The following is a 15,611-nucleotide window of genomic DNA, read 5'->3' as shown; positions in this document are numbered from 1 at the left end:
GGCGATGTTCGTGATCCTGGTGTACGACACGGCGGCGGAGCGGAATCCGAAGGTGCTGAAGGCGTGTCGGCGGTACCTGCACTGGACGCAGCGCAGCGTGTTCCAGGGGGAGTTGTCGGGGTCGCAGTACCGGGCGCTGATGGCGGCGCTGGACGGGGTGATCGACCGGACGTACGACAGCGTGGTGACGTACACGGTGCGTTCAGCCGAGCTGGTCGAGACCGACACCCTCGGCGTCGCCCTCGGGGGGCCCGGCGACATCCTGTGAGCCGACCGGGCCGACCGGGCCGACCGGGCCGACCGGGCGGACTGAACCGACGAGGGCTTCGAGGGCGGGGCGCAGGAGGGCCGCGATCCGGTCGGCGGGCACGTCGCGCAGGGGGGCGAGGCCGAGCAGCTGGTGCCCGATGGTGACGCCGACGAGGGTGGTGACGACGAGGGCGGCGCGGGCCTGGGCGTCCTCGTCGTCTGGCGGGAGGGCGGCGGCGACGCTGTCGGTCTGGCGGCCGAGGCTCTGACGGGCGTGCTCGGCGGCGTCCGGGTCGGTGAGCATCGAGCGCAGCGCGGCGAGGGTGCCGTCGGGGAGTCCGCCGAGCTTGACGCCGAGGGTGGTGAGCAGCTGGTCCACGAGCGCGCCGGGGTCGGGGGCCGGGGTGGTGGGCGTCGGCGGCGGGGGCGGGATCTCGACGGCGCGGAGGAAGAGGTCGCGTTTCGAGCCGAAGTACTGCATGACGAGCGCCGGATCGACGTGCGCGTCGGCGGCGATGGCGCGGATCGTCGTGCGGTCGAAGCCGCGTTCCGCGAAGAGGCGGCGGGCGCGGTCGAGGACGCGGGCCTCGGTGGCGCGGCGGCGTTCTGCGCGGGACGGGGAGGTGGGCACGGGTTCACTCTACAGGCGTTGACCGAGATGGTGGCCGGGTCGTAGGGTCGTTCGCTCAACGAGTGTTGAGTGAAGAGGAGTGGTCCCGTCATGCCCGAAGCGCCGAGCGCACCGTCCGTCCGTACGCCCCGAGCCGTCCTGGCCGCCTACCACCAGGCGATCCGCGACAAGTCCGCCGACGCACTGGCCGACCTGTATGCAGAGGACGCCGTGCACGAGTTCCCGTTCACCAGCCCGGGGTTCCCGTCGCGCTTCGAGGGGCGCGAGGAACTGCGCGCCGGGTACCGCGCCGCGTGGGGCGCGAGCCCGGTGCGGGTGGAGGAGATCCGTGACGTGACCGTCCACGAGACGAGCGAGCCGGGCGTCCTGATCGAGGAGCACGTGATCGTGGGCACGTTTCCGGGCGCCGAGGCGGCGTTCACCGTTCCGGGGCTGCTGGTCCTGCACGTCCGGGACGGGCTGCTGGCGTACGTCCGCGACTACATGGACGCGCTTGCCGTCACCGACGCGCTCGGCGCCGCCCGGAGTTGAGCGGAGTTGACAGGAGTTGAGCGGGGGCGCATCCGGCCCACGGCTCACTGTCAGTGGTGGGGACTAGTCTCGTCGGTGATGGGTGAGCCGGGGTGGAACGGTGAGTGGGGATGAGCCATGGGGATCAAAGCGGCGGTGATCGGCTTCGCGCCGGAGAGCCCGCGTGCGGCGCTGCGGGCCGGGCTGGTGGCGGGCCCGGAGGCCAGGCCGCTGGCTGAACAGTTCGCCGGGGACGGGCCGTTGACGTATCTCGGCGCGGCGCCACTGCACGAGGCGCTGTGGCCGGAGGAGGGAACGGTCTGCGCGGGCCGGTTCGACGGCCTCGACATCGTCGCCTTCCGGGATCTGGCCCGCTCCCGGCCGAGCGAGATATCCGAGGCCGTGCTCGACGTCGCCGCCGGGCGGCGGGCGTACGCCGTCTTCCTGCACAGCGTCGTGGACTGGGCCGCGTTCGCCGTGTGGGACGGGGAACGGCTCGTCCGCAGCCTGAGCCTGTCGCCGGGCGAAGGGGTGGTCGAGGACATAGGCGGCCGGATGCCGTTCGAGCGACCGTACTGGGCGGGTGCGCACGCCTTGGACCACGCTCCGGACTACCCCCTGCCGTTCCATCCGCTCGAACTGGGAGATGAGGCCCTGGCCGCACACTTCGGCTTCGCGCTGGAGGGCGCCCTCGACGACGACATCCTCGATCCGGAGGACGTGAGCCTGGCCGTGTTCCGCACGGCGTAGGCCGGGGCGGGCGTCGAACTTCGGCCGTTCTCGGACACGTCGGCCACACCCTCTCGCGGGATAACCCCTATGGGGTTACTGTGGGGGTATTCCGCGAGAAGGGTGTCGGCGATGCCGAAGATCAACGTCTACCTGCCCGACGAACTGGCCGAGGCGGTCAAGGAGACGGGCGTGCCGGTCTCGGCCGTCTGCCAGCGGGCGCTCGAACAGGCCGTACGTCGGGTGACCGCCATCCGCGAGTCGGTCCTCGACGGCCTCGACACGGCCGAGCCCACGGGCCCGCTCGCGCACCTCACCGACCGGACGCGACAGGTGCTCAAGCTCGCCGTCGATGAGGCCGTCAGGTCTGGCGCGTCGAAGGTCGGGACGGAACACCTCCTGGCGGCGATGCTCGCCGAGGGCTCCAACCTTGCCCTGCGCGTCCTCCGCGCGATGGACGTCGAGCCGGAGCGCGTCGCGCGCGAGCTGGCCCGCCGGACGCCCGACGCGGGCGGTACCGCGCCGACGGACGGCGAGCGGCGACGGTTCGACGCGCACGCGGCCGGTGCGATCGAGCTGACCGCCACCGAGGCCATCGCGCTGGGCCACAACTACATCGGCTGCGAACACCTGTTGATCGGCCTGGCGTCCGAGCCGGAGGGCGTCGCCGGCCAGGTCCTGCGGGAGCTGGGCGCCGAGCCCAAGGCCGTACGCCGGGCTGTCACGGCGGCGCTGGCCGGGTACGTCCACCTGCGGGCGGCGTCGCAGGACAGCCGTCCGGCGGCGACGTCCGTGCCGGAGATGCTGGCCACCGCCGTCCGCCAGGAGATCGCGCCTCTCACGGCGCGGATCTCCCGCCTGGAGACGCATCTCGGCCTGGCGACGGCGGACACCTCACCCGCCGGAGACTGACGCCCCGGCCGGTCCACCGCGACGTCCGCGCGGGTCAGGGGATGTCGCGCAGATGGATGACGGCCTTGCCGTGGTCCAGATCTACGTTGGAGTGGGGAGGGGCGCCGTCCCCTTCCTCGTCGCGCAGCAGCGTCATGGTTTCGCGCTGCTGCAACTCGTGCTCCTTGCCGGGAAGGAGGCTTGCGTGCAGCATCTCGAAGCCGGTCGCGGAGACACCACCGTGCCCACCGCCTCGCCAGGCCACCAGCACGCGATCGACGAAGGCCATCCCGATCAGGAGTATGACCAATCCGGGCAGCGTCATGAACACCACGAGTTCCACAGGGCACCCTCCCAGTCACGCACCAGTCTCCCGCATGGACGGCGCGGGAGGCAGGTGCGGTAAGTGGCCGCTTCCGGCGAGAAGTTGAGGCAGCTCCCCGGAAGCGATGCTTCACCGCACCTGACCGGGCAGAATGGACACGCGGCCGGAGGCCGACGCGCGCCCCTCTGACCAGCACAGATGCACTACCGCCGGTCCGCTGCAAAACTCCCTCTCCACCAGCGCCTCTCCACCCCAACGACCTGCGGCTTTACCCTCGGGTCGCTCATCACCCCTGAAGGGTTCGCAACACGAACCGGTTCCTGTGGCGCGACGGTGTGATCCAACGGGTCGCTCATCACCCCTGAAGGGTTCGCAACTGGCCTACGGCTACGCGATGCAGGCCGACTGGTACACGGGTCGCTCATCACCCCTGAAGGGTTCGCAACCGCCGGTCATCCACCGCAACAGCACAGGCCAGCCACCGTCGCTCATCACCCCTGAAGGGTTCGCAACTTGTAGATATGCACGCCCGGCACGCCCTTGAGGAGTCGCTCATCACCCCTGAAGGGTTCGCAACACGGCCTCGGCCGCCTGGGCCTGCCGGTCGATGGGTCGCTCATCACCCCTGAAGGGTTCGCAACCCCGGCGTGACCAGGGTCAGCCAGGAGGAGACGCCCCGTCGCTCATCACCCCTTGAGGGTTCGCAACATGGTGGAGAGCAGGAAGTTCGCGTAGGTCTTCCAGGTCGTGTCGCTCGTCACCTCTTGAGGGTTCGCAACCTCCACGCGACATCTTCCGCGCGGACCAGCTCGGGGTCGCTCATCACCCCATGAGGGTTCGCAGCCGGGCCGGGAGATGTGACTTGCTGGGGGTGCTGGCCGCAGGGGGCTTGTCGGCGTGGGTGGGTTCGGGCTGGGGGTGATGAGGGGCGGCGTGGCGGTGGTGTGGGGCGTGGTCGGGGGTGGGTGCGGGGGTAGCTTTCCCGGCATGTATGCGATCTCGATTACCGAGCCAGGGGACGCCGACGTCCTGGTGTGGACGCAGGTGCCCGATCCCGAGGTGGGCGAGGGGGAGGTCCTGGTCGATGTGGTCTCGGCCGGGGTGAACCGTGCCGACGTGCTCCAGCGCCAGGGCCGGTACGCCCCGCCGCCCGGCACCTCGCCGTACCCGGGCCTTGAGTGCGCGGGCCGCGTGGCGGCGGTCGGGGCCGGGGTGAGCGGGTTCCACGTCGGCGACGAGGTGTGCGCGCTGCTGGGGGGCGGGGGCTACGCGGAGCTGGTCGCCGTGCCCGCCGGGCAGTTGCTGCCCGTCCCCGAGGGCATCGACCTCGTGACGGCCGGGGCGTTGCCCGAAGTGCTGTGCACGGTCTGGTCGAACGTGTTCGCGGGCGCCCGGCTCGCCGCCGGGCAGACGCTGCTCGTGCACGGCGGCGGCAGCGGCATCGGGACGGTCGCGATCCAGCTGGCCAAGGCGTTCGGCGCCCGCGTCGCCGTGACGGCCGGGAGCGCCGAGAAGCTGGCCCGCTGCGCCGAGCTGGGCGCCGACGTCCTCGTCAACTACCGCGAGCAGGACTTCGTCCAGGAGATCCAGGCGGCCACCGAGGGCCGGGGCGCCGACGTGATCCTCGACATCATCGGCGCGAAGTATCTGGCGCGTAACATCGAGGCCCTGGCCCCCAACGGCCGGATCTCCGTCATCGGGTTCCAGGGCGGCGTCACGGCGGAGCTGAACCTCCAGGCGCTCATGGCCAAGCGCGGCTCGATCACCTCGGCCTCGCTGCGGGCCCGCCCGGTGGCGGAGAAGTCGGCGATCGTCGCCGAGGTGCGCGAGCACGTGTGGCCGCTGCTGGCGGACGGGCGCGTGCGGCCGGTGGTGGACCGCACCCTGCCCATGGACGAGGCGGCGCAGGCGCATCGCGCGCTGGAGGGCGACCACACCGGGAAGATCATCCTGACGCGCTGACGCCCTCGCGCGCCCGGAGTGTTCCGGCGCCGGTACACGGCGGGCAACCCGGCTCCCCCCGTACGTCTGCCGCCGCCGTCGATCATGGCGGTCGCGCGGGTCGGGCGCGTGGCGTGCGAGGGGGTGACCGGGGGAGACGCGCCGCGCATCGATTGCCTGACATGCGGCTTTTCATCAGTTGTGTGACGCTGGTGACAGCATCGGATGGAGTGTGAAGGGGCGGGCCTGTGAGGGTGAGCGCGGGCAGCGCGACGGCCGTTTTCCTGGCCGCGCTGATGACGGTTCTGCTGGTGCCGATGGCCGCCTCGGCGGGCGCGGAGGAACGCGTGCCGGGCGAGGAACGGGAGTCCGCCGCGCCGGAGCGGCGCCACGCCGACCGGCCCGTCTCCCGCTGGGGGCAGCCGCTGTCACCCCCGGCCCTGCCGGGGCCCGTCCGTGAGGAACCGGCGGAGCCTTCCGGCGGCCAGGCCGTCGCGGCGCGCCAGGGCGGCGGCGAGATGCCGCCCGTCCTCCCGCTGGGCACGGGGCTCGCCTGTCTGGGGCTCGGGCTCGGCATCCTGGGTCTGCGGCTGCGCCAGGAGTGACGGAACGGGACGCACGCTCCGTCTGCCACTCAGAGGCGAACGCCTCTTGTGGCCAAAGCCGCTCGGTGGCGGCTACCTGTCGGTAGGCTTTTCCCATGCCCGTTTCACCGGAGAACGCGTTACCTCTGCGCGAACGCAAGAAACGCCGCACCCGCCGCGAGTTGGCCGACACGGCCCTTCGGCTCTTCCTCGACCAGGGCTTCGAGGCCACCACGCTCGACGACCTGGTGGACACGGTCGAGATCTCGAAGCGGACCTTCTTCCGCACCTACCCGTCCAAGGAGGCCGTCGCCCTGGCGGCCGAGACCGATCTGTGGGACGCCTACCTCGAACGCGTCGCCGCCCTGCGTCCGCGTGGCGAGGTCCTCGCCACGCTGCGCGAGGCGCTCACGGACACCCTCGCCGGGATGGGTCCCGAGTGGACCGGCCGGTTCCTCGCCACCCGTGGTCTCGCCGCCCGCACGCCCACCCTGCGCGACCACAGCGACCTGGCCTCCATCACCGTGCAGCGCCGTCTCGTCGAACTGCTGGAGGACCGGCTCGGGATCGACAGCCGGGGTGACGTCCGCCTGCGACTGCTCGGCGAGATGGCGCTCGCGGCCTGGCGCTGCGCCGCGAAGAACTGGGTCCGCAGCGGTCCTGGAGGGCGCGACGACGACGTCCGGCTGGCCACGCTGATCGTCGCGGTGGACGAGGCGTTCGCCGCGCTGCCCGCCGCCGTCACCCTCGGCGCCGACTGACTCCCGCCCAGGTCCGGCCGCTTCAGGCCCCCGCGCTCCCGCCCCCACTCCCGTCGCCCACCGCCAGCCACGCCCACCCCGGCCACCCGCCGCCACCGTCCACCGCCCCCCGACCCCCACAGCCGACGTGCCGCGCCGGAGCCCTTCTCCCCGCCCATGGGACGGAGGGCTCCCCACCCCCAACCGCCCGACGCGTGCTCACCTTTCCGGGCGCCCCCATCCCTTTCGAACACGCCGTGGCCTGCCGTGCGGCCGGACGTGAATTGCGGAACCCGCAACATACCCGGTATACATACGCGGTATGTCGATCCGCTACGGGCTACTCGCCCTGCTGGACCACGGCCCGCGCTACGGTTCCCAGCTCCGCACCGAGTTCGAGGCCAGAACCGGTGCCACCTGGCCCCTCAACATCGGGCAGGTCTACACGACCCTCGGCCGCCTCGAACGCGACGGCCTGATCGCCCCCGAGCCGGGCGGTGACGCCAAGCAGCAGCTCTACGCCATCACCGAGACCGGGCGCCGCGAACTCGTGGAGTGGTACGAGCGCCCCGTGGACCGCACCCAGCCCGCCCGCGACGAACTGGCCATCAAGCTCGCCATGGCCATCAGCACCCCTGGCGTGGACATCCGCACCGTCATCCAGAACCAGCGCCGCCACTCCCTGGCCGCGCTCCAGGACTACACGCGCCTCAAGAGCCGGGCCCTGTCCGGGGGCCCCGACAACAGCGACGACATCGCCTGGCTCCTCGTCCTCGAACAGCTCATCTTCGCCGCCGAGGCCGAGACCCGCTGGCTGGACCACTGCGAGGCGCGCCTCGTACGCCTCGCCCACGCGCTCGCCGAGCGCCCCCCGTCAGCCCCCGCCCCGCCCCCCGACGACGCCGACACCCCGGACCGCGCGGGCCGCGCCGCCCGCCAGGAGATCTCATGACCACCGCACCCCGCCCGCCCGTCCTGCGCCTGCGGGAGCTGACCCGCGTCCACGGCACGGGCGCCGCCACCGTCCACGCGCTGCGCGGCATCGACCTGACCGTGGACGCGGGCGAGTTCGTCGCCGTCATGGGCCCCTCCGGCTCCGGCAAGTCCACCCTGCTGACGCTCGCCGGGGGCCTGGACACCGCCAGCTCGGGCGAGGTGCTGGTCGAGGGCGTCTCCCTCGGCGAGCTGAAGCGCCCCGCCCTGGCCAAGGTCCGCCGCACGAGCATCGGGTACGTCTTCCAGGACTACAACCTCGTCCCCGCCCTCACCGCCGCCGAGAACATCGCGCTGCCCCGCGAACTCGACGGCGTCCGCAGCCGCGCCGCCCGCCGCGAGGCGCTCGCCGCGCTGGAGGAGATAGGTCTCGCCGAGGTCGCCGACCGCTTCCCCGACGAGATGTCGGGCGGCCAGCAGCAGCGCGTCGCGATCGCCCGCGCCCTCATCGGCGAACGCCGCCTGCTCCTGGCCGACGAGCCCACCGGCGCCCTCGACTCCGAGACCGGCGAGAGCGTCCTCGTCCTCCTGCGCAAGCGCTGCGACCAGGGCGCCGCGACCGTCATGGTCACGCACGAGCCCCGCTACGCCGCCTGGGCCGACCGCGTCGTCTTCCTGCGGGACGGCACGGTCGTGGACGAGACGACCGCCGGTACCGCCGATTCGCTGCTCGTCGGCGGCGGTGAGCGGTGAGCGCCCTGTCCACCTGGCGGCTCGCCCTGCGCATCGCCCGCCGTGACGCCCTCCGCGCCAAGGGCCGCAGCGCCCTGGTCGTCGCCATGATCGCCCTGCCCATCCTCGGCGTCTCCGCCGCCGACGTGGTCTTCCGCTCCGGCGAGCTGTCCCCGCGGGAGGAGCTGACCCGCTCCATGGGCGCGGCGGACGCCCGCTACCGCCTGGAGAGCGACGGCCAGGTCGAGCAGTCGTTCGACGGCGAGAGCGTGAGCTGGACGGACCCGGAGGGCGACGTCCCGCCGCCACCGGACCTCGACGGGCGCCCCCCGGTGTCCCTCACCCCCCTGCTGCCCGACGACGCCACGGTCCTGAGCGATCTCAGCACCTACCTGCGCATCGATGTCGGCGACGGGATCGTCCGCGCGGCCCTGCGCGAGATCGACATCTCCGACCCGCTGACCGAAGGGATGCTCACCCCGCTCGACGGCCGCCTCCCCGAGGGGCCGGGCGAGGTCGTCGTCACCGAGAACTTCCTCGACAGGTCGGGACTGTCCCTCGGCGACGACCTCACCCTCGCGGGCACGGACGTGTCCGCCGAGGTCGTCGGCACCTACGAGATCCCCTCCGAACTCAACACGGACGAGATCATCGCCCGCCCCGGCGCCCTCATCGCCCGCCTCGCCGGCACGGACGCGGAGGACTCGCTCACCGCCTCCTACCTGGTCGCCGTCCCCGGCGACGTGGACTGGTCCGCCGTCAAGGAGGCGAACGCGGAGGGCTACACGGTCGTCTCCCGCGCCGTCCGCCTCGACCCGCCGCCCGCCGAGGAGGGCTACGGCCTCGACTGGGGCTCCAGCGCCGACCTCACCGCGGAGGCGTTCGTCGGCGTCGGCACCGTCGTCTCCCTCGTCGTCCTGGAGATCTGCCTGCTGGCCGGGCCCGCGTTCGCCGTCGGCGTGCGCCGCTCGCGCCGTCAGCTCGGTCTGATCGGCGCCAACGGCGGCGACCGCCGCCACCTGCGGGCCATCACCCTGGCCAGCGGCATCGTGCTCGGCGCCGTGGCCGCCGTGGTCGGCGTCGTCCTCGGCATCCTCGGCACGATGGCCGCCAGGCCGTTCATCGAGGAGGCCGTCGGCCAGCGCTTCGGCGCCTGGGACCTGCGCGTCCTGGAACTGGGCGCCATCGCGGCACTCGCCGTCCTCGTCGGCACGTGCGCCGCGCTCGTCCCGGCCGTCACCGCCTCGCGCGGCGACGTGCTGGAGTCCCTCACGGGGCGCCGCGGCGTGCGGCGCGGGAGCCGTGTCCTGCCGGTCGTCGGGGGTGTCGCCCTGGTGCTCGGCGCGGTCGTCGCCCTGGCGGGCGCGGTCATGATGGACGACGCGACCTTCGTGGCCGCCGGGGCGATCGTCGCCGAACTCGGCGTCGTCGCCCTCACCCCCGCGCTGGTCGGCGCCTTCGGCCGCCTCGGCAGGAGGCTGCCGCTGTCCGGCCGGCTCGCCCTGCGGGACGCGGCGCGCAACCGGGGCCGCAGCGCCCCCGCCGTGGCCGCGATCCTCGCGGCGGTCGCCGGGCTCGTCACCGTCAGCACCGTCCTGGTCAGCGAGGACGCGCGGAACCGGGCCGACTACGCCGCGGCCGTGCCCGAGGGCACCGTCTCCATGAACCTGTGGGAGTACGACGACTCGTCCGCCTCCGCTCTCGCCAGGAGCCGCCAGGCGGCCGAACGGGAACTCCCGGTCGCCGAACGCGCGGACGTCTCCGCCGTCGTCCTCGACGAGGACGAGTGCGACTCCTCGGGGACCTGCTCCTACCAGGCGATCGCCGTGCCCGAGGCCAACCGCTGCCCGATGTCCGGCGGGGACGACGCCCAGCGGCTGACCCACGAGGAACGCCTGCGCCTCGCCGACGACCCGCGCTGCCTCAACAGCGTCAGCAACGGCAGCATGGCCATGATTTCGGTCGCCGTGGCCGGTCCTGAACTGCTGCGCGTGCTCGGCGTGGACACCCCGGAGACCCTGCGGACGCTGGACGAGGGCGGCGCGGTCGTCTTCAACGACCTCTACCGTTCGGCGGAGGGCGAGACCACCTTCGAGTACTGGGAGAGCCCGGGCGAGGACGAGTGGGACGAGAACGGCAACCTGGTCGCCGCCCCTGACAGCTCCTGGACGTTCCCCTCCGTCACCGCCCCGGGCGACGGGCCCGTGGACATGCTGATCTCCCCGGAGACCGCCGAGGCCGCCGGGCTGCGTGCCGTGGACACCGCGAGCTTCTGGTCCACCTCGGCCGCCCCCGACGACGCGGAGCGCCGGGCGTTCGACGGGGCCATGGACGGGTTCGGCGACGCGATGTCCTGGGACGTCGAGCGCGGCTACGAGAGCTCCACGTCGCTGCCGCTGCTCGTCCTCACGCTGGTCGCCCTCGTCCTCACCATCGGCGCGGCGGGCATCGCGACCGGCCTCGCCCAGGCCGACTCCGCCGCCGACCTCGCGACGCTCGCCGCCGTGGGCGCCGCACCCCGCGTGCGGCGCACCCTCTCCGGACTCCAGTGCGGCGTCATCGCCCTGATGGGTGTGGTGCTGGGCGCCGTGTCGGGCCTCGTCCCCGGCATCGCCATGGTGCTGGCCGACCACCGGACGCAGAACCGGTGGTGGGAGGAGAGCCTCGAAAGCGGCTGGGTGGACGGCGGGCGCCCCGAGCTGTTCCTCGAACTGCCCTGGGCGACGTTCGGCGAGCTGCTGATCGGCGTGCCGCTGGTCGCGTGCCTGCTCGCGGCGCTGCTCACGCGCTCGCGGATCACCCTCGCGCGGCGGGCGGGGTGAGCGCCGTTGCATGATGGACCCATGACTCAGCCGAGGAACGAACCACCGCAGGAGAACGCCCAGATCCTGGTCGTGGGTCCGGACGGGATGGCGCTGAGCGGCGCTCCCGGCCGGGGCGACGGCGACGAGGGCCGCACCGAGACCCCCGTGACCGAGATGGTGGAACAGCCGGCGAAGGTCATGCGGATCGGCAGCATGATCAAGCAGTTGCTGGAAGAGGTGAAGGCGGCGCCGCTCGACGAGGCCAGCCGCGCCCGCCTGGCGGAGATCCACGCCAGCTCCGTCAAGGAACTGGAGGAAGGGCTCGCGCCCGAGCTGGTGCAGGAGCTGAGCCGCCTGTCCCTGCCCTTCGGGGAGGACAGCGTGCCGACGGAGGCCGAGCTGCGCATCGCGCAGGCCCAGCTCGTCGGCTGGCTCGAAGGGCTCTTCCACGGCATCCAGACGGCGCTGTTCGCGCAGCAGATGGCGGCGCGGGCGCAGCTGGAGCAGATGCGGCGGGCCCTGCCGCCCGGCTCGCTCCCGGACGACCTGGGCGAGGCCGGGCACGGCACGACCGGCTCCGGGCCGTACCTCTGAGGGAACGGGGGCCGGGGCCGACCCCGGCGCGGCGACGGCCCGGGAGCGCGTGTGGCGCTCCCGGGCCGTCGGTGTTCCGCGGTCAGCCCCAGGTCAGGAGCTTGCGGGGGTGTTCGAGGACCGCCGCCACGTCGGCGAGGACGCGTGAGCCCAGCTCGCCGTCCACCAACCGGTGGTCGAACGAGAGGGCGAGCGTCGTCACGTGGCGCGGCTTGACCTTCCCCTTGTGCACCCACGGCTTCTCCCGCACCGCGCCGAGCGCGAGGATCGCGGACTCGCCCGGGTTCAGGATCGGCGTGCCGGTGTCGATGCCGAAGACGCCGATGTTGGTGATCGTCACCGTCCCGCCGCGCATGTCGGCGGGCTGGGTGCGCCCCTCCTTGGCCGTCGCGACCAGGTCGCCGAGGGCGCGGGCCAGCTCCGGCAGGGTCTTGCCGCCCGCGTCCTTGATGTTCGGCACCATCAGGCCGCGCGGGGTGGCGGCGGCGATGCCCAGGTTGACGTAGTCCTTGTGGACGATCTCCTGGTTGGCCTCGTCCCACGCGGCGTTCACCTCGGGGTGGCGGCGGATCGCGAGCAGGAGCGCACGGGCCGTGATCAACAAGAAGTTCACCCGCAGCCCGGCCAGGTCCTCGTCCCGCCGCAGCCGTTCGACCAGCCGGACCGTGCGCGTCACGTCCACCGTCACGAACTCGCTGACATGCGGCGCGGTGAACGCGCTGTTCACCATGGCCTGTGCTGTCGCCCGCCGTACGCCCTTCACCGGCACGCGGCGCTCGCGCGCGGCGTCGGACACCGTCGCCGGGAGGGTGTCGGCAGCCGTGGGCTGCGCCGGTACGGCCGGGGCCGCCGCCGCGTGCACGTCCGCGCGGGTGACGACGCCGTCGGGGCCCGTCGGCGTCACCGTCGCCAGATCGACGCCGAGGTCCTTCGCCAGCTTGCGCACCGGCGGTTTGGCCAGCGGCCTGGCCGCGAGCGGTTCGGGCGCGGGAGGCTCCGGCGCGACGGGCTCGGGCGCGGCCGGTTCCGTCGCGACAGGTTCAGGCGGCGCCTGCTCCCCGGCGCCGGCCCCCGCCGTCTTCCGCGGTCTGCGCTTCGTCGCGCCGGGCGCGACGCCGTACCCGACGAGCACGGGCTGCCGCCCACCGGCGGCGCCACCGCCCTCGTCCGTCTCCTCGCCGTCACCCGCCGACGGATCGGTGTCCACGGTGATGATCGGCGTGCCGACATCCACCGTCGCACCCTCGGCGAAGTGCACCTCGCGCACCCGCCCGTCATAGGGGATCGGCAGCTCCACCGCCGCCTTGGCGGTCTCCACCTCGACCACGACCTGGCCGTCGCTCACCGTGTCACCCGGCTGGACGAGCCACTTCAGGATCTCGGCCTCCGTCAGCCCCTCGCCCACGTCGGGCATCCGGAACTCCCGGAAGCGCTGTGCCGCAGCAGCCATCGTCACGACTCTCCTCAGCTCTTTCCTCAGTACGCCAAGGCGCGGTCAACGCCGTCCAGCACCCGGTCGAGCCCGGGGAGGTAGTCCTCCTCTATCCGGGCCGGGGGATAGGGCGAGTGGAAACCGCCCACCCGCAGCACGGGGGCCTCAAGATGGTAGAAGCAGCGTTCGGTGATGCGCGCCGCGATCTCGGCGCCCGCGCCGAAGAACACCGGCGCCTCGTGCGCGACGACCAGGCGGCCCGTCTTCTCCACCGACCGCTGGATCGTGTCGAAGTCGATCGGCGACACCGACCGCATGTCCACGACTTCGAGCGACGTGCCCTCCTCGGCCGCCGCGTCCGCCGCCTGGAGCGCCGTGCGGACCGTCGGCCCGTACGCCAGCAGCGTCAGGTCGGTGCCCTCGCGGACGACGCGCGCCGCGTGCAGCGGCCCCGGGATGCCGGACGGGTCCACGTCCGCCTTGTCCCAGTAGCGTGCCTTCGGCTCGAAGAAGATCACCGGGTCGTCGCACTCGATGGCCTGCCGCAGCATCCAGTAGGCGTCCGACGCGTTCGAGGGCGTGACGATCTTCAGGCCCGCGACGTGCGCGAACAGCGCCTCGGGCGACTCGCTGTGGTGCTCCACCGCGCCGATGCCGCCGCCGAAGGGGATGCGGATCACGACCGGCAGCTTGATCGTGCCGAGCGCGCGGGCGTGCATCTTCGCGAGCTGCGTGACGATCTGGTCGTACGCGGGGAAGACGAAGCCGTCGAACTGGATCTCCGCCACCGGCCGGTAGCCGCGCAGCGCGAGGCCGATGGCCGTGCCGATGATCCCCGACTCGGCGAGCGGCGTGTCGATGACGCGGTCCTCGCCGAAGTCCTTCTGGAGCCCGTCCGTGACGCGGAAGACGCCGCCGAGCTTGCCGACGTCCTCGCCCATCACCAGGACCTTCGGGTCGGCGTCGAGCGCGGTGCGCAGCGCGGCGTTGACCGCCTTGGCGAGGGGGAGCCGCACGGGCGACGCGGGAGACGTACCGGCGGCCATGTCAGTTCTCCTCACGGTCGGCGAAGGACGCGACGTAGGCCGCGTACTGGGCGCGCTCCTCGTCCACCAGGCTGTGCCCGTCGGCGTACACGTGCTCGAACGCGGACATCGGGTCGGGGTCGGGCATCGTCCTGATGGCCTCCCTGACGCGCCGCGCGAGCGTGTCGCTCTCCTCGTCCAGCGCGGCGAAGTACGCCTCGTCCGCCGCGTCGAGCCGCTCCAGGTGGCGCCGCAGCCGCAGCAGCGGGTCCTTCGCCTCCCAGGACACCAGCTCGTCGTCGCTGCGGTAGCGCGTCGGGTCGTCCGAGGTGGTGTGCGCGCCCATGCGGTACGTGAACGCCTCGACCAGCGTCGGGCCCTGACCCGAACGGGCCTGCTCGGCCGCCGCGCGCGTCACGGCGAGCACGGCCAGCACGTCGTTGCCGTCCACCCGTACGCCGGGGAAGCCGTAACCGGCCGCGCGCTGGTAGAGCGGCACGCGGGTCTGCCGCTCGGTGGGCTCGGAGATGGCCCACTGGTTGTTCTGGCAGAAGAAGACGACGGGCGCGTTGTAGACGGCCGCGAACGTGAACGCCTCGGCGACGTCGCCCTGGCTGGACGCGCCGTCGCCGAAGTAGGCGAGGACGGCGGCGTCGGCACCGTCCTTGGCCACCCCCATCGCGTAGCCCGTCGCGTGCAGCACCTGCGAGCCGATGACGATGGTGTACAGGTGGAAGTTGTTGGTGTTCGGGTCCCAGCCGCCGTGGTTGACGCCGCGGAACATGCCCAGCAGCTTCGTCGGATCGACGCCGCGGCACCACGCGACGCCGTGCTCACGGTAGGTGGGGAAGACGTAGTCCTGCGGGCGCAGCGCCCGGCCGGAACCGATCTGCGCGGCCTCCTGGCCGAGCAGCGAGGGCCACAGGCCCAGTTCACCCTGACGCTGGAGCGCGGTCGCCTCCGCGTCGAACCGCCGGGTCAGCGCCATGTCGCGGTACAGGCCCCGCAGCGTGTCGGCGTCGATGTCGAGCGCGTAGTCCGGGTGTTCGACCCGCTCGCCCTCGGGGGTCAGCAGCTGCACCATCCCGTCGCGCGGCTGACGGGGTTTGCGCCGGGTCGTCGTCGTGCTCCGGTTCGTGCTCCGGCGCGGCTTGCCGCGCGCGGCTGTGCTCTCCACGGTCACTCGTGCTCCTCCGTCGGTCCGGCCCCCGGGATCCGCCGGGCGGCCAGTGCGGCTCGCCCGGTCCCGCACGGCGCACGGGGGTGGGTGCGGCGTCCGGAACCGAGCGGGTTCCTGTTGTCCCGTCTCCGTCCCGTCCGACCGCCTCATAAGAGCACGGTATCCATCCGGTCCACAAGCCACGAAAACGGCCCTGACCTGCGGATTTACTGTGATGTCCAAGTACTTTCCCGCCGGTCGCGGCGGTGTGTGGACAGGCGTGCGGATCGGGTCGGGGATCGGCACTGGTCCAAGGCTCGCAGCGCCGCGGG

The 15,611-nt window shown here is 72.8% G+C and carries 16 protein-coding genes and 1 CRISPR repeat array; of the genes, 11 read left to right on the top strand and 5 right to left on the bottom strand.

All coding sequences use genetic code 11. The features are described from left to right. The first annotated feature begins 4 nt into the window (after nucleotides 1-4). Entirely contained in the window at nucleotides 5-268 is a 264-nt protein-coding gene (gene cas2, locus IF27_RS01310; protein WP_052847354.1) for a CRISPR-associated endonuclease Cas2, read from the top strand. On the opposite strand, the gene IF27_RS01305 is transcribed toward cas2, so the two are convergent. Continuing rightward, nucleotides 203-880: a TetR/AcrR family transcriptional regulator gene (locus IF27_RS01305; RefSeq protein WP_110945420.1), complete on the bottom strand. Its 678-nt coding sequence runs from the start codon at nucleotides 878-880 to the stop codon at nucleotides 203-205. The two genes, cas2 and IF27_RS01305, sit on opposite strands and share 66 nt — an antisense overlap. 90 nt (nucleotides 881-970) lie before the next feature. Between IF27_RS01305 and IF27_RS01300 the strand changes: the two genes are divergently transcribed. The 3 genes from IF27_RS01300 to IF27_RS01290 all read left to right on the top strand — a co-directional run bounded on the left by IF27_RS01300 (nucleotide 971) and on the right by IF27_RS01290 (nucleotide 3,031). Further along, entirely contained in the window at nucleotides 971-1,411 is a 441-nt protein-coding gene (locus tag IF27_RS01300) for a nuclear transport factor 2 family protein (RefSeq protein ID WP_052847353.1), read from the top strand. A 117-nt stretch (nucleotides 1,412-1,528) separates the two neighbouring features. Then, the gene (locus IF27_RS01295; RefSeq protein WP_052847352.1) at nucleotides 1,529-2,140 is read left to right on the top strand and encodes a DUF6928 family protein; all 612 of its coding nucleotides are present in this window, start codon (nucleotides 1,529-1,531) and stop codon (nucleotides 2,138-2,140) included. Between the two features lie 111 nt (nucleotides 2,141-2,251). Beyond that, on the top strand, nucleotides 2,252-3,031 hold the full coding sequence (locus tag IF27_RS01290; RefSeq protein WP_052847351.1) for a Clp protease N-terminal domain-containing protein: 780 nt from the start codon (nucleotides 2,252-2,254) through the stop codon (nucleotides 3,029-3,031). Between the two features lie 34 nt (nucleotides 3,032-3,065). Here IF27_RS01290 and IF27_RS01285 read toward each other — a convergent pair whose 3' ends face one another. Further along, the gene (locus IF27_RS01285) at nucleotides 3,066-3,353 is read right to left on the bottom strand and encodes a DUF6191 domain-containing protein (RefSeq protein ID WP_052847350.1); all 288 of its coding nucleotides are present in this window, start codon (nucleotides 3,351-3,353) and stop codon (nucleotides 3,066-3,068) included. Nucleotides 3,354-3,613: 260 nt separating this feature from the next. Then, nucleotides 3,614-4,179: direct repeats of the CRISPR family, unit length 30 nt; unit sequence GTCGCTCATCACCCCTGAAGGGTTCGCAAC. 143 nt (nucleotides 4,180-4,322) lie between these two features. On the opposite strand from IF27_RS01285, the gene IF27_RS01280 reads away from it, so the two are divergent. From IF27_RS01280 to IF27_RS01250, 7 genes are all read left to right on the top strand, one after another. Next, complete coding sequence (locus IF27_RS01280; protein WP_052847349.1) at nucleotides 4,323-5,297, top strand: NAD(P)H-quinone oxidoreductase; 975 nt, start codon at nucleotides 4,323-4,325, stop codon at nucleotides 5,295-5,297. 233 nt (nucleotides 5,298-5,530) lie between these two features. Then, the gene (locus IF27_RS01275; protein ID WP_052847348.1) at nucleotides 5,531-5,881 is read left to right on the top strand and encodes a hypothetical protein; all 351 of its coding nucleotides are present in this window, start codon (nucleotides 5,531-5,533) and stop codon (nucleotides 5,879-5,881) included. 95 nt (nucleotides 5,882-5,976) lie between these two features. Beyond that, the gene (locus IF27_RS01270) at nucleotides 5,977-6,621 is read left to right on the top strand and encodes a TetR/AcrR family transcriptional regulator (protein ID WP_052847347.1); all 645 of its coding nucleotides are present in this window, start codon (nucleotides 5,977-5,979) and stop codon (nucleotides 6,619-6,621) included. A gap of 301 nt (nucleotides 6,622-6,922) precedes the next feature. Beyond that, nucleotides 6,923-7,552, top strand: coding sequence for a PadR family transcriptional regulator (locus tag IF27_RS01265; protein ID WP_052847346.1), 630 nt, complete (start codon nucleotides 6,923-6,925; stop codon nucleotides 7,550-7,552). Continuing rightward, nucleotides 7,549-8,286 (top strand): ABC transporter ATP-binding protein, encoded by a 738-nt coding sequence (locus IF27_RS01260; protein ID WP_052847345.1) that lies wholly within the window; start codon nucleotides 7,549-7,551, stop codon nucleotides 8,284-8,286. The genes IF27_RS01265 and IF27_RS01260 overlap by 4 nt, the downstream gene beginning before the upstream one ends. Further along, complete coding sequence (locus IF27_RS01255; RefSeq protein WP_052847344.1) at nucleotides 8,283-11,087, top strand: ABC transporter permease family protein; 2,805 nt, start codon at nucleotides 8,283-8,285, stop codon at nucleotides 11,085-11,087. The genes IF27_RS01260 and IF27_RS01255 overlap by 4 nt, the downstream gene beginning before the upstream one ends. A gap of 21 nt (nucleotides 11,088-11,108) precedes the next feature. Beyond that, nucleotides 11,109-11,663 (top strand): bacterial proteasome activator family protein, encoded by a 555-nt coding sequence (locus tag IF27_RS01250; RefSeq protein WP_052847343.1) that lies wholly within the window; start codon nucleotides 11,109-11,111, stop codon nucleotides 11,661-11,663. A gap of 82 nt (nucleotides 11,664-11,745) precedes the next feature. On the opposite strand, the gene IF27_RS01245 is transcribed toward IF27_RS01250, so the two are convergent. From IF27_RS01245 to pdhA, 3 genes are read right to left on the bottom strand one after another with little or no spacing between them, the layout of a single operon-like run. Continuing rightward, entirely contained in the window at nucleotides 11,746-13,113 is a 1,368-nt protein-coding gene (locus IF27_RS01245; protein WP_052847877.1) for a dihydrolipoamide acetyltransferase family protein, read from the bottom strand. Between the two features lie 26 nt (nucleotides 13,114-13,139). Further along, nucleotides 13,140-14,141 (bottom strand): alpha-ketoacid dehydrogenase subunit beta, encoded by a 1,002-nt coding sequence (locus IF27_RS01240; RefSeq protein ID WP_052847342.1) that lies wholly within the window; start codon nucleotides 14,139-14,141, stop codon nucleotides 13,140-13,142. A 1-nt stretch (nucleotide 14,142) separates the two neighbouring features. Then, nucleotides 14,143-15,303 (bottom strand): pyruvate dehydrogenase (acetyl-transferring) E1 component subunit alpha, encoded by a 1,161-nt coding sequence (gene pdhA, locus IF27_RS01235; protein ID WP_052847341.1) that lies wholly within the window; start codon nucleotides 15,301-15,303, stop codon nucleotides 14,143-14,145. Nucleotides 15,304-15,611 lie beyond the last annotated feature (308 nt).

Origin of the sequence: Streptomyces avicenniae (assembly GCF_000719135.1) — a bacterium.
Taxonomy (GTDB): Bacteria; Actinomycetota; Actinomycetes; order Streptomycetales; family Streptomycetaceae; genus Streptomyces; species Streptomyces avicenniae.
The sequence above is the reverse complement of the archived record's forward strand: the minus strand, read 5'-3'. Positions and strand labels throughout refer to the sequence as shown.

Excerpts from the sequence above, each read along its gene's own strand:
- IF27_RS01295 (WP_052847352.1), top strand. The coding sequence starts at position 1,529 with ATGGGGATCAAAGCGGCGGTGATCGGCTTCGCGCCGGAGAGCCCGCGT.
- IF27_RS01245 (WP_052847877.1), bottom strand. The coding sequence starts at position 13,113 with ATGGCTGCTGCGGCACAGCGCTTCCGGGAGTTCCGGATGCCCGACGTG.
- IF27_RS01300 (WP_052847353.1), top strand. The coding sequence starts at position 971 with ATGCCCGAAGCGCCGAGCGCACCGTCCGTCCGTACGCCCCGAGCCGTC.
- IF27_RS01260 (WP_052847345.1), top strand. The coding sequence starts at position 7,549 with ATGACCACCGCACCCCGCCCGCCCGTCCTGCGCCTGCGGGAGCTGACC.
- IF27_RS01290 (WP_052847351.1), top strand. The coding sequence starts at position 2,252 with ATGCCGAAGATCAACGTCTACCTGCCCGACGAACTGGCCGAGGCGGTC.
- IF27_RS01250 (WP_052847343.1), top strand. The coding sequence starts at position 11,109 with ATGACTCAGCCGAGGAACGAACCACCGCAGGAGAACGCCCAGATCCTG.
- cas2 (WP_052847354.1), top strand. The coding sequence starts at position 5 with ATGTTCGTGATCCTGGTGTACGACACGGCGGCGGAGCGGAATCCGAAG.
- IF27_RS01270 (WP_052847347.1), top strand. The coding sequence starts at position 5,977 with ATGCCCGTTTCACCGGAGAACGCGTTACCTCTGCGCGAACGCAAGAAA.
- IF27_RS01240 (WP_052847342.1), bottom strand. The coding sequence starts at position 14,141 with ATGGCCGCCGGTACGTCTCCCGCGTCGCCCGTGCGGCTCCCCCTCGCC.
- IF27_RS01265 (WP_052847346.1), top strand. The coding sequence starts at position 6,923 with ATGTCGATCCGCTACGGGCTACTCGCCCTGCTGGACCACGGCCCGCGC.
- IF27_RS01280 (WP_052847349.1), top strand. The coding sequence starts at position 4,323 with ATGTATGCGATCTCGATTACCGAGCCAGGGGACGCCGACGTCCTGGTG.